This is a genomic window from Pullulanibacillus sp. KACC 23026, from assembly GCF_029094525.1.
In the GTDB taxonomy this organism is placed as follows: Bacteria; Bacillota; Bacilli; order Bacillales; family Sporolactobacillaceae; genus KACC-23026.
This window is the reverse complement of record NZ_CP119107.1, coordinates 3,724,267-3,737,378: the sequence shown is the minus strand read 5'-3', so window position 1 is coordinate 3,737,378 and position 13,112 is coordinate 3,724,267. Positions and strand designations below refer to the sequence as shown.

The 13,112-nt window shown below is 41.3% G+C and carries 9 protein-coding genes; 3 read left to right on the top strand and 6 right to left on the bottom strand.

Annotated elements, in window-relative coordinates; genetic code table 11:
- The first annotated feature begins 16 nt into the window (after positions 1 to 16).
- The gene (gene fsa / locus PU629_RS17280) at positions 17 to 673 is read left to right on the top strand and encodes a fructose-6-phosphate aldolase (RefSeq protein WP_275281282.1); all 657 of its coding nucleotides are present in this window, start codon (positions 17 to 19) and stop codon (positions 671 to 673) included.
- 1,367 nt (positions 674 to 2,040) lie between these two features.
- Here fsa and PU629_RS17275 read toward each other — a convergent pair.
- Complete coding sequence (locus PU629_RS17275) at positions 2,041 to 2,196, bottom strand: hypothetical protein (protein WP_275281281.1); 156 nt, start codon at positions 2,194 to 2,196, stop codon at positions 2,041 to 2,043.
- A 679-nt stretch (positions 2,197 to 2,875) separates the two neighbouring features.
- Between PU629_RS17275 and PU629_RS17270 the strand changes: the two genes are divergently transcribed.
- Both PU629_RS17270 and PU629_RS17265 read left to right on the top strand, forming a co-directional pair.
- Positions 2,876 to 2,977 carry a YjcZ family sporulation protein gene (locus PU629_RS17270; protein ID WP_275281280.1) on the top strand — a complete coding sequence of 34 codons (102 nt, stop codon included), beginning with the start codon at positions 2,876 to 2,878 and terminating at the stop codon, positions 2,975 to 2,977.
- Between the two features lie 347 nt (positions 2,978 to 3,324).
- Positions 3,325 to 7,482, top strand: a complete 4,158-nt coding sequence (locus PU629_RS17265) for a DUF6359 domain-containing protein (protein WP_275281279.1) — start codon at positions 3,325 to 3,327, stop codon at positions 7,480 to 7,482.
- A 553-nt stretch (positions 7,483 to 8,035) separates the two neighbouring features.
- Here the strand turns inward: PU629_RS17265 and PU629_RS17260 are convergent.
- The 5 genes from PU629_RS17260 to PU629_RS17240 all read right to left on the bottom strand — a co-directional run bounded on the left by PU629_RS17260 (position 8,036) and on the right by PU629_RS17240 (position 13,096).
- Complete coding sequence (locus PU629_RS17260; protein WP_275281278.1) at positions 8,036 to 9,268, bottom strand: O-antigen ligase family protein; 1,233 nt, start codon at positions 9,266 to 9,268, stop codon at positions 8,036 to 8,038.
- A gap of 49 nt (positions 9,269 to 9,317) precedes the next feature.
- On the bottom strand, positions 9,318 to 9,962 hold the full coding sequence (locus PU629_RS17255) for a TVP38/TMEM64 family protein (RefSeq protein WP_275281277.1): 645 nt from the start codon (positions 9,960 to 9,962) through the stop codon (positions 9,318 to 9,320).
- A complete protein-coding gene (locus PU629_RS17250; RefSeq protein WP_275281276.1) occupies positions 9,937 to 11,106 on the bottom strand; it encodes an MGDG synthase family glycosyltransferase in 1,170 nt (389 codons plus the stop codon). The genes PU629_RS17255 and PU629_RS17250 overlap by 26 nt, the downstream gene beginning before the upstream one ends.
- A gap of 326 nt (positions 11,107 to 11,432) precedes the next feature.
- On the bottom strand, positions 11,433 to 11,972 hold the full coding sequence (locus tag PU629_RS17245) for a DUF420 domain-containing protein (protein WP_275281275.1): 540 nt from the start codon (positions 11,970 to 11,972) through the stop codon (positions 11,433 to 11,435).
- A 476-nt stretch (positions 11,973 to 12,448) separates the two neighbouring features.
- Positions 12,449 to 13,096, bottom strand: a complete 648-nt coding sequence (locus tag PU629_RS17240) for a DedA family protein (RefSeq protein WP_275281274.1) — start codon at positions 13,094 to 13,096, stop codon at positions 12,449 to 12,451.
- Positions 13,097 to 13,112 lie beyond the last annotated feature (16 nt).

Genomic DNA, 13,112 nt, shown 5'->3' with positions numbered 1-13,112 from the left:
ATGGAGGGGTAGAAACATGAAATTTTTTATTGACACAGCAAATTTAGACGATATTAAAAAGGCTTATAAGATTGGTGTTTTATCTGGTGTAACAACCAATCCATCTCTAGTCGCTAAAGAAGGCGTCAAGTTTGAGGATCGTATTGAAGAAATTCTAAATGCTGTTCCTGAGGTGGAGTCTGTTTCAGCTGAAGTCACACCTCATGCTGTTACAGCCGAGCAAATGATTGCTGAAGCTAATGAACTAATTAAAATTAATGGTGGCGATTCTAAAATTACCATCAAGCTTCCAATGACTTTAGCAGGTTTAGAGGCTTGCCGTTACCTCACAAAAAAAGGCGTTAAAACGAATGTTACGCTAATTTTCAGTGTTAACCAAGCTTTATTGGCAGCTCGCGCAGGTGCTACATATGTTTCCCCATTCCTAGGCCGCCTGGATGATATTAGTGAAGATGGCGTTCAACTGGTTACGCGTATAGCTGAATTGTTCGCTATTCACGATTTAGATACACAAATCATTGCGGCTTCTGTTCGTCATCCTGACCATGTTACTCGAGTGGCTTTAGCGGGTGCTCATATTGCCACTATTCCATTTAAAGTCATTGAACAATTATCCAAGCATCCTTTAACCGATCAAGGCATTGAAAAATTTGCCGCTGATTGGAAAAATTAAGCAATACTAAATAGTTAAGTGGTGTCAGACTCTACACATAGAGCTGACACCACTTTTTTGTTGTTTTAGAAATTATAAAATTCTCGACTTGTGGATACATCGACATTGAAACGTCGTTTTTTGTGCGAAAATAACCTCGCTTTGCGCGGGCACGGCAATACGTCTGCGCAAAGCGAGGGAATCGTCGTTACACGTAAAACGATTAGGCGTAACCAGAATACGTTATCCTCCGCTAAATGGGGCTGGAATGCCGAAATAAAGGAATGACGTTACGCCTATTTCGGTTGAGCGTAACGAGAATAAGCTATCCGCCGCTAAACGGGGCTGAAATGCCGAAATAAAGGAATGCCGTTACGCCTATTTCGGTAGAGCGTAACGAGAATAAGCTATCCGCCGCTAAACGGGGCTGAAATGCCGAAATAAGAGAATGCCGTTACGCCTATTTTGATTGAGCGTAACGAGAATAAGCTATCCGCCGCTAAACGGGGCTGAAATGCCGAAATAAAGGAATGCCGTTACGCCTATTTCAGTTGAGCGTAACGAGAATACGCTATCCGCCGCTAAACGGGGCTGAAATGCCGAAATAAAGGAATGCCGTTACGCCTATTTTGATTGAGCGTAACGAGGATACGCTATCCTCCGCTAAACGGGCCGGAATGCCGAAATAACGGAATGATGTTACGCTTATTTCGGTTGAGCGTAACGAGAATACGCTATCGTCCGCTAAACGGGGCTGAAATGCCGAAATAAGGGAATGCCGTTACGCCTATTTTGATTGAGTGTAACGAGGATACGTTAACCTCCGCTAAACGGGGCCGGAATGCGGAAATAAGAGAATGCCGTTACGCCTATTTCGGTAGAGCGTAACGAGGATACGCTAACCTCCGCGAAATGGGCCGGAATGTGGAAATAAAGGAATGCCGTTACGCCTATTTTGATTGAGCGTAACGAGAATACGCTATCCGCCGCTAAACGGGGCTGAAATGCCGAAATAAAGGAATGCCGTTACGCCTATTTTGATTGAGCGTAACGAGAATACGCTATCCGCCGCTAAACGGGGCTGAAATGCCGAAATAAAGGAATGCCGTTACGCCTATTTCAGTTGAGCGTAACGAGAATACGCTATCCGCCGCTAAACGGGGCTGAAATGCCGAAATAAAGGAATGCCGTTACGCCTATTTCAGTTGAGCGTAACGAGAATACGCTATCCGCCGCTAAACGGGGCTGAAATGCCGAAATAAAGGAATGCCGTTACGCCTATTTTGATTGAGCGTAACGAGGATACGCTATCCTCCGCTAAACGGGCCGGAATGCCGAAATAACGGAATGATGTTACGCTTATTTCGGTTGAGCGTAACGAGAATACGCTATCGTCCGCTAAACGGGGCTGGAATGCCGAAATAAGAGAATGCCGTTACGCCTATTTTGATTGAGCGTAACGAGGATACGCTATCCCTCTCCCAATTGCCCATTTGAGTCGTTAGGCGTAACGAGCATTCTCTATTTAACTCGGAACGGCCCATTTTACCCAGGAAGTTGACCAGTAACGTAGCCTAGTTACGCTTCTTATGTTAAAATGGGACGATTTTCCACATTGGTTAGACAACCATCCATTTTTGTTAAGTGTTTAAACATAAAAACAGTGCCCGAGAAAAACTCATAGGTTAAATCTATACTTGGGAAGAAGGGAGTCGCGGCGTTAGCGATTTTGTTCTTTTTGGAGATTATAGAACTGAACTTTTGGATTACTTGCAATGAAAACGTCGCTTTTCCGCGGGCACGGCTTCAAGCATTCTTGGCAATTGACGGAGTATTTTCCCGAGTGGATCATCAGACGTGTGCGTTTCCCTTAGGACTCTAGTTTAAGCTTCTCTGAGTAAGCGGCGCTGAGGATTTTCAAGCTTTTATTAAGAAAATCCGAACTAGACAAGAGTAAGGTCTGAGTAAGCGGCGCTGAGGATTTTCAAGCTTTTAAAAGAAAATCCGAACTAGATTAGAGCAAGGTCTGAGTAAGCGGCGCTGAGGATTTTCAAGCTTTTATCAAGAAAATCCGAACTAGATTAGAGTAAGGTCTGAGTAAGCACATTTAACGATTAATTAGCGGACGATTTACTCTTTTTTTAGGTTTTAGACGTTTAGCCCTTACCTCTTCGAACCCATGGTCATAGAATTTAATATCAAGACAGAAGGGTGGTGTACGAGATGGCTTACTGTGGCGGTGGTTATGGCTATGGCGCAGGTTTCGCGCTCATCGTTGTATTGTTTATTCTATTAATTATTGTAGGTACAGCTTACGTATACTAAAAATGAAGAGTGATAGCCCATGCGATTGCTCTTGTTATCTGACATTACCCAAAAGAAACTCGTTTATTAGAGACGCCTAATCGACTAATTAGGCGTCTTTCCTAATTTAATAAGGAATCGTCTTCACTCCTCCCTAACTTTAAATAGGGCGCTCCGCCTGAAGACGGATTAATAGGCAAGATTGTCAATGAGTATGTAAGTGGATTTACTCAATTATTATTTTTTTGTGAAGTTTTTACTAAAATTCTGTAAAAACTCTACTAATTCCAAAATATTTCATGTAACTTAATAGTTGGACAACTTTTATTCTATTATTCCGTTGTCTAAATAATAGGGAGGTGCAAGAGTTGAAGATTGGGAGATTATTAAAATTGCTTCTTGCCATCATGATTGCTATTCCGTTTTCCTCGCTTGTCTTGATCGCTGGAAATCAAGCTCAAGCTGCAACGACGGATGGTGCGATGACGGTAGCAGAAGCACTGGCTAGTAATGCAAATGATGGAAGTACCGGGACTGTTGAGGGCTACATAGTTGCTCATGCAACAGGATCCAAAATGGCGAATTTCAGTGCTGCGTTTTCAAATGATTATAACGTCTTAATTGCTGATTCTCCGGATGAAACTGATTTAAACAAGATGATGGATGTTCAATTGAAGACGGCAAGTGATAGGTCTGAATTTGGACTGCATACTAATTCCGATAATATTGGGAAGAAGATTGAGGTAACAGGAAGTTTTAGTTCTTATAATAGCTTTCCAGGTATATTAGCACCATCTTCTATATCATTCGTGGATGACACAAGCACTCCATCCAATCCAACCTCAGATACGTTAACCATTGCTCAGGTGCGTGCCTTAGCAGATGATACGACAGCAACATTTACTGGCGTGGTCACGACAAAATCAGGTGCATTTGGAGGAAAAAGTGTCTACGTACAGGATGATACTGGTGGAATCTATCTCTATCAAGATAGTAATGATTCAGTAGATTTAACTCCTGGAGACAAAGTAACAGCCACAGGGACAAAGTCTACATTCAGTAATGAGATCGAATTGAAAGCAACAGATGTACAAAAAATCGGGACAACCTCTGTTCCGGCTCCAGTAGAAGTCACACCAACAACAGCTAACCAATACCCAGGTCAGCTTGTTACCTTATCCGATGTAAAGGTCAGTGACTTAGCTGATGTCGATACATATGGTTCCTTCTCGTTTAACGCGAATTCGGGATCCGATAAAATCAGTGTATACGTTGATGATCGTACAGGAATAACAAAAGATGTGGTTAAAAACGACGATACAATTGATGTGACAGGAATTGTCGCACCAAATGGTTCTGATTTTGAAATCAAACCTGCTGGAACCGATGCGATTACAGTCGTTTCTGATGCTGGCGATGGAGACAACCCTCCTACTGATCCGATAACTCCTTTACCAAATGGTACAGGCAAAAAGGTCTTGTTTGATAATACGCACGGTGAGACAGCTGGAGCTGCTGATTGGGTTCCAGATGGTGGATTCTCCGATTTTGCGAATGGACTAAAAGCAGATGGCTTTACGGTTGCTGAACTTGACCGACCAATGCCTATCGACTTTAGTCAACCAGCTATTACATTAGATAAATTAGAACAATATGATGTCTTTGTGTTGGGAGAAGCTAATATTCCTTTTAAAGCTTCAGAGCAAGAAGCTATGAAAGAGTATGTTGAACAAGGCGGAAGTATTTTCTTCATTGGTGACCACTATAATTCAGATCGTAACTTAAACCGTTGGGACTCTGGAGAAGTTTATAATGGTTTCAGGCGTGGTGCTTTTGACGATCCGACAAAAGGGATGAGTACAGAAGAAGCCAATTCTGGTGCCATGAAGGACGTCGCGCCAAGCTCTGATTGGTTATCTGATACATTTGGTGTCCGCTTCCGTGGAAATGCGATTGGAACGGTCACTTCGGGTGAAACCTTTGCTCCTGAAGCCGATTCATTTGGCATCAATAATGGAGTAAAGTCTGTTGAAATGCACGATGGTTCAACACTTGCTATAACGGATCCAACTAAGGCAAAGGGCTTGGTGTATTTGCCAAAGTTAACAGAAGCAGATAAATCAGCATTTGCCGTTGATCAAGGGGTATATAATGGCGGGGGTGTTGATGAAGGTCCAATGGCCGCTATCGCTAAAGTTGGTGAAGGGAAAGCCGCATTTATCGGCGATTCATCACCAGTTGAAGGTGGTACACCCAAATACCTTCGTGAAGATACAGGGAAAGCGAAATCAGATTACCCTGGTTTTACTTCTGAAGGTGATGATTCAACTTTCTTAATCAACCTTATGAATTGGTTAGGAGAGGAAGACGATGATTATACAAGTTTTCAAGGGAAAATCAAATTAGATCAACCGACGCCATTGCTGCATACAGCAACCGTTGATGAGACGCCTTCGAAAACAACTGAACCTGAAAAAGAACCATGGTCAGATCCTATTGCTGGCTATAAATGGTATGATCCATCTACCTTCGCTGCAGGCTCATATGGATCACCTAAAGCCGTACAATCAAATCCGAAGTTTTCTTTCGAACACCAAGACACACTGCCAAACGAAGCACCCTTTCAAATTAGATTAGACGTGACAGACTTAGCGGCAGGTCAGAATCTTGATAACCTGCAAGTTGGCATCTATAATCCTGATGGCGGTGCACAAATCGCCAAATTTAAGGATAGTGATGGAAACTGGGCGAGCGGTTATGGCTATTCGAATAAATTTTCTGTGACGGCTGATACAGCAGGAAATGCCCATATTGATTTAGATGTTGAGTTGGACCCAAGCTATACAGGTGATGCAAGATTAAGATTGAAGTCAAATGGTGACGCGGTAGTAACAGAAAATGTGACGGTTGGCAATGTTGAGGTCACACCGCTTGATCCTTATCAAGTGCCAGTACCGGCTCAATCTTCAATATCTGATGCTAGAAAAGCAGCGTCCGGGACATTGGTTACGGTAGACGGCGTTGTAACGACAAAGCCAGGTATTTGGGGCGGTGAAGGTTTCTACCTTCAAGATGCTACAGGTGGAATTTACGTTTATCAAAGTACATCCAACTACCACCTTGGTCAAAAGGTAAAGTTAAGCGGAACGGTTTCTCCTTATAATGGGGAATTAGAGCTTTCGAATTTAATTGATTCCCACGATGAAGGAGACGGAACTATTCCATCACCAACAGTTGTCAAAACAGTAAACGACGATAACCAAGGTCAGTTATTAAAGGTCCAAGGTGTAACGGTTAAGAACATAGGAACACCGGATAGCTATGGAACGTTTGAATTTGATGCAGTAAATGGTGACACAACCACTCGCGTCCGTGTTGACAGTCGTTCGGGCATCAACTATACAGATTTCACTGCTAAGTATAAAGAAGACGACAAGCTGGATCTAACTGGTGTTGGTTCTGTATTTAATGGAGCCTATTTATTAAAACCACGTTCAGCTGATGATATCACAGCAGCTAGTACTGGAACTGGCGGCAGCACGGATAACGGCAGCGGAAACACAGGAAACGGAGGGAGCACGGATAACGGAAATGGCAACTCCGGAAACGGTGGCAGCACGGATAACGGCGGCGGTAACACTGGGAACGGAGGGAGCACCGATAACGGCAGCGGCAACTCTGGAAACGGTGGCAGCGCGGATAACGGAAATGGCAACACTGGGAACGGAGGGAGCAAGGATAACGGCAGCGGCAACACTGGAAACGGAGGCAGCGCGGATAACGGAAATGGCAACTCCGGAAACGGTGGCAGCACGGATAACGGCAGCGGCAGCTCTGGAAACGGAGGCAGTGCGGATAACGGAAATGGCAACTCCGGTAGCCCTAATAAGGGTGGCTCTAATGATAACAGTGGAACCATCAAATCTGTTACGGTTACTCCAGGTAGCGAAACAGCAGTGGCTGTAAAAGCTGGAGAAACCCTAAAAATTAGCGGAACCAATGCCCAAGTTATCTTGCCAAGTAATTTACCAGCGGGGACAACTGTAAAGGTTGAGAAGCTTGATCAGCAGTCTTCAGAGGTAAAAATGGCAAATGAACTTGAACTAGCAGGCGATGTTTATCACTTTGACTTTGCTTACCCAAATGGGAGGCTATTTACGGGTGATTTTACGCTTACCTTAAAGTATGATGCGGCTCACTATTCGGCTGATCAGGTCGGGATTTATTACTTCAATGAAACGACGCAAAAATGGGAGCTTCTAAAGGGAACAGTTAATGCTTCCAATGGAACCATTACCGTACACGTGAAGCACTTCTCCACATACGGAGTTTTTGCGAAAAAGGCAACCTCAGGAAGCTCCACAACTTCTACTAGTAAAGGAGCGACCAATGGGAGTAGCCATTCCTCTTTGCCAGTTACATCAACACCCTATCCTAATTATGTGCTATCAGGCCTTTTGCTTGCCCTATTTGGGACAATGGCATTAATCGTTAGAAGAAGGTCTAACAAGAAAATAAAAGCGTAAAACTGAAACAGGAGCAGTCTTAAGTAAAAGCTCTCTTAATGGGGAGAGTTGTGAAAGAAGAAGTATTCCACCATTCCCTAAAAAGTTCACGGATACTAAAAAGAAAGGGCATCTCATTCGATGCCCTTTCTTTTCATCTTCATTTGTCTCGCTGATTTTACAGTCTTTGAAAAATAGAAGGAGATATTCCGTTAAAATTGGGAAATACGACTATTTCCTTAAAAATAAGGGGAATTTTTCCGTTTATGTCGATCCAAAGCCTTGGATTTTGTCTTATTTAGTGTCGTTAAACGGAATTACTCCGCTTATATTTCTCTATTAAGCGCTTCAATAGCCATTAACCGGAGATTCTCCGCCTATCAATTCTCAGGCCCAAAAAAAAGAGAAAGAAATCAGTAGGGGTTAGACATAAAAAAGCATCACATGTCAGCATGTAGCTTTGGAAAAACTCTTCCTAAGAGGACCTGTTACTCTCGGGTAGAGGGTATGATTCGCTAATTAAAAAACAAGGTGTTCACATGAGTGAACACCTTGTTTGGTTTGAAGTTATATCTTAAGAGATGCCCTGAGTCGTTTTTAAGGCAAATCGATGGAAGAAGGCAATGAGAATGACCGTCGGGATCGCGATTTGCGGTGAGAACAGAGGATGGTCTAAGATCCCTGTAAATATAATGATTGGCAGTGTCAGAACAAAACAGGCTGACAGGAACAAATTCGTTCTATTTACCTTAAATAGGATTTTGAAGTACAAACTAAATATGATAGCTGCCAAACTTAGAAAAGCAATCTCTCCAACAATTCCATATTCCACAAGAAAGGCAATAAAAATATCATGAGAATGGGGGACATATTTATGGACAATTTCTTGGTAAAAGACGCTGAATCCAGCAGGTGACACTCCAAAAATAGGATGCATATGGAATATCTTGAGACTTGTCTTCCAGATAATAAGCCGACCGTTGTAACTTAGATCAATCATTCCGTTTCTCGGTATTAAATGAAGGAACCAATGGAATCGAATAATAATAACTAATAAAATAAGACCAGCTAGTTTCCAGTTGAATTTGATGATAAATAATTCAACGATAACAAGCATTGCAATAAAAGCTGAGCGTGATCCCGTATCAAAAATGGCGACGCCGTTTAATATCAGAAGCGTAATAAATAAACTCATCTTCAAAATGTTTCTCTTCTCTATTTCCTTCATTAAATAGGCAAAAGAGAAGCCCACGACCATCAAAAGAAGATAGGAAGCGAAATTAGGGTTAAAGGTCGATCCATATAACCTTGGAGTAGGGGGTGTCCCTAGCAGTGCCCGCCCTGTTAAATAATCGAACGGTGCAGAGATTTTTAAATGAGTCAATCTTAAGAACTGACTGAAGAGAAAAATGTATAATCCGCCGACAATCATGGCAATGGTATAAGAGCGGAAGTAAGTATCCCATTTATCCCCTAATTCAACAAATAGGCGCAAATAGATTCCATAATACCCCAAAAGCATTAAGGGAACAGGTATATAGAAAAGAGTACTTAGATTTGGAATTGTAATAAGCGAAACAGTAGAAGAAACCGTGATCGCCAAGAAAAAGATCGTAACCATATTAATGGGAATCGGTTTGAAGGACCTCAATCGATTAAAGAGAGTGATCCATCCCATTACCATAAAAAAGACAACACCAATAGGAGGCAAAATAATCAGCAGCAAAATTCCAATCGCAATTGGATTTTTGAACCAGGTATCTCCTCTTTGTGTATTTGAAAGCATTTGATCATTATTTAAAGTCATAAAGTTCACTCAACTTCTAATTAGCTTTTAGTTCTGTAAAGGAATTGAATTATTGCTGATTCATCTTCTTTATTTTAACACCTAGCCACCAACCGCCAAGCAAAATGGGAAATCCAATGATTAAAACATAATGGTTGGATGTTGAAAACCCAAAATATAAAAGGCTTGAGGTGATATAGTAAGGAAGAATCGCGATTATGGCCGTAATAAAATATTTATAAAAATTGACTGAAGGCATGGCCCCCATAACACAGTTCACAATAAAGGCAGGAATCGGGAGAAGTCTCACAATAAGCAGACCGATAATCCCTTTCTTGTTCAGCCAGCGATCAACCGTTTCGAATTGACTGGATTTGATCGTTCGGCGTATAAAGTTTGTACTAATATAGCGTGCTATGACAAATAGAACAATAATACTGATGACATAACTGATCCACGCATAAACCAAGCCTAAGAAGATGCCATAAACGTTAAAATAAATAAGGAGCAACCCTTCAGATGGTATGGGGGTCAAAAAGACTAATGTCATCATTAAAATAGCTGCAAATCTCCCTGTCGATCCATAGGACTGAATCGCATGTGAAATCGCGTGATGGCGATCATAGTAAAAAAACAAGACGACCCCAATCACCACAAGCCCTATAATTATATAGCTTTTAAAGCTTTTATTAAATTTCATATAATCTTTTTTCACGGAGTCTAATTACATCCACCTCATTAGGAGTTCGGCCAAGGTCTTTAATCACACAATCAGTCAGGGATAAATTGCGAATCATCGTGTTGCGCAACTCTTTTATATTAGTCTTCATTCTCGTCCATAGCTTGTTATCATTCAATATTCCCAAAACAACGGAAGACAATTCCTCTGTTGATTTTACCCTTTTTGCTACTCTTTGTCGAATGAGAAATTTAACATTCTCCGTTTCCTGACCAGGCTGCGATTTAAATAAAATCATGGGAAGCTCGCTCATAATAGCTTCAGAAATGGACAATCCACCAGCTTTTGTAATAAATAAATCGGATAGCTGCATGAGTTCATGCATGTCCTCCGTATAATGAATCGTAATGAGCTTGGGCAACTGTGAGAGCTGCTGGTAGAGTTTTTCATTTCGCCCGCAAACAACAAGAAATTGAACATCTGGGCAATCATCAAGCAGCTGTTCACACGCTTTTTTGATATTAATGACACCAAAGGCTCCTGCCGAAATTAATACAATGGGACTTTTTTCAGATAATCCCCACTTTTCTAAAAGCGTGGATTTCTGAGTACGTGTTTCAAACTTAGGCATGACAGGAATCCCGGTGGTTTGAATATTGGCATCAGGAATTCCGCGCCGGATCAAATCCTCACGAAGTTCTTCCGTTGGCACGAAATATCGGTCAACGGAATGGTAGAGCCATTGACTATGAGCCACATAATCGGTGAGAACGCAATAAAGAGTAAATCTGTAACGGCCTTTTTCCTTAGTTTTTGCCAATATCCCAGTGATGGAAGGGAAGGTACTAATGACCAGGCTCGGTTTAAAATCTTCTATGTACTGCTCTAATTTTAAAGTGAGTAAGGAAGAAGGCATGGAAAAAGCAAAGGAATCGACTGTGAAATCCTTCGTTCGATAATAAAGTTGTTTATAAATGGGTTTTGCCCATGAAAAGGTCTGCAGATAGAGTTTGCGCATAATCCAGTCGCTGATTGGAAAAGTATCACCAAGGAAATCAGCTGTCCGTATATCCGCCTCAGGCAATTGAATTTTAAGATTGGCTTCGATGGCTTTTGCAGCCATCTTATGGCCCTCACCATAGTTTGCATATAAGATTAATATGCGGTTCCTTTCATTCATCAAAAAACTCCTTTTTCAGTGAAATCCCCCAAACTTCTTCTGTAATCTAACACCTAGCTATGGTTAGGAGATACTGTTCATAATAATGATGTTGGAGTCGTTAATAGCTGGTCAAATTTCTAGACCGTCACCTTAGTTTATCACATGAATCGAATAAAATAACTGCGTTCAAAAAAAAGATCTATATTAAAAGGATATCCAAATGCTTGGATGATGTAAACTTAATCTTTTGTAAAGACTAAGTTTACAATGTTGATTTTGAAGTATCCCGATTAAAAAAAAGACCTCCTGCAAACGAGCAAAAGGTCCTTTCTCATTTTTTATTATTAATAATATGGGGACATCATCAAGTATACAATGACACCCGTTAAACTCACATAAAGCCAAATGGGCATAGTCCAGCGTACGATCTTTTTATGTTTACTTACTTGCATTGTCCAACCCCAATAGAGGGCAAAGAGAGCAAGTGGGACAATGATGGAGGCTAAAATACTGTGAGTTGTTAAGAGAATGAAATAAATCGTCCGAACCGCCCCTGTTCCGCCATAATGGGGAGGTGGTGTTAGATAATGAAAGCTTAAATAACTAAAGAGAAATAAAGTGGTACAGATAAAGGCGGCTAAAATAAAGCCTCTATGGACATTGATTTTTTTCATGCGAATTGCAATCAGCGCGGCCCATAAGAAAATAAATGTAAAGCTGTTAAAAATAGCATCAAGACGAGGAAAAATGTTGACATCAAAGCTCACTTTTCCCTGATAACCGAGCGGTGAAAAAAACAACAAAAGAATGATCACGTTAGCAACAATAGAAAAAACAATGATCAGAGTTGCAAATTGTTTATTATGTGACGTATTAACCGTCATATTCAGCAAACCTTCCTTCAATTTTTATATGTATATTCCGCATAGAAAATGTAATCAAACGAATAACCATAGTCATTATAACTTTTTTTACTTAATTAAGACAGTGACAAAACAATGACAAGCCTACTTCCTTGAAGCTCGTTACGCTCATCCAAGTTAGGCGTAACGCCATTCCGTTAATTCGGCATTCCGTCCGGATTCGCGGCGGATAGCGTGTTCTCGTTACGCTCATCCAAGTTAGGCGTAACGCCATTCCGTTATTTCGGCATTCCGGTCCATTTTGCAGCGGATAGCGTATCCTCCCTCATGAATTCACTTCGACGAACAACATCGTGCTGGCTTGCTCCGAAGCATAGGCTTGCAGACATCATACATTTCATAAAGAAAAAGAGGGCTCTCCCCTCTTTAAATAGTATTTCCAATGATTAGCAGAGTTAGAATTTAGTGCGCTCGTTTCGTTTCACATTTGGAACGATCTAATCTTTATCTTGTGAAACGCTTGACTCCCTTTCTCGAAGCTGTTTCTTTCTTTTAGCTTTGAATATGAAAAACGCAATGATGATGCCTAGGAGAACAAGGCCAATTGGAATAGACAGGTACGGATTCTGACTAATCACCTGAATCGCATGATGAATTAAGAAAGCCACTGTCTGACCAAACATGATAAATATAAATACCCATATAATTGTACCAACTGAACTCCAAACGATGAACTCGGTAAAAGGAAGTCCGTTAATGCCAGCTAAATAGGGGACAATAATCCGAATGCCGGCAATAAACTTTGAAATAATGAGAACGGGGGCTCTGGCCTTTTCCAAGCGCTGTTGGGCACGATCAAGCGTTGCATCTGTAATCCGAAAAATCCTTTGATAACGGATAAGGAAAGGGCGTCCAAGGTAACGCCCAATGGAATAGGCTATAGATGATCCCAATAAATGACCTAGAATTCCAGAGAGGACTAGAGGAAAAAAAGAAAAAATACCTTGTTTCCATTCGACCCCTGAAAGAACAAGTGTTGTTTCTGCAGGAAAGGGAATGCCGATCATTTCAAGACAAAGTATGATAAACACGCCAAAATAACCGTAGTGTTGTATTAAAGGCTGAATAGACGATAAAAGGTCCAAGCCAATTCTCCCTTCA

Coding starts and splice junctions, on each gene's coding strand:
- fsa (WP_275281282.1), top strand. CDS start 17: ATGAAATTTTTTATTGACACAGCAAATTTAGACGATATTAAAAAGGCT.
- PU629_RS17275 (WP_275281281.1), bottom strand. CDS start 2,196: ATGGGCCGTTCCGAGTTAAATAGAGAATGCTCGTTACGCCTAACGACT.
- PU629_RS17270 (WP_275281280.1), top strand. CDS start 2,876: ATGGCTTACTGTGGCGGTGGTTATGGCTATGGCGCAGGTTTCGCGCTC.
- PU629_RS17260 (WP_275281278.1), bottom strand. CDS start 9,268: ATGACTTTAAATAATGATCAAATGCTTTCAAATACACAAAGAGGAGAT.
- PU629_RS17250 (WP_275281276.1), bottom strand. CDS start 11,106: ATGAATGAAAGGAACCGCATATTAATCTTATATGCAAACTATGGTGAG.
- PU629_RS17245 (WP_275281275.1), bottom strand. CDS start 11,972: ATGACGGTTAATACGTCACATAATAAACAATTTGCAACTCTGATCATT.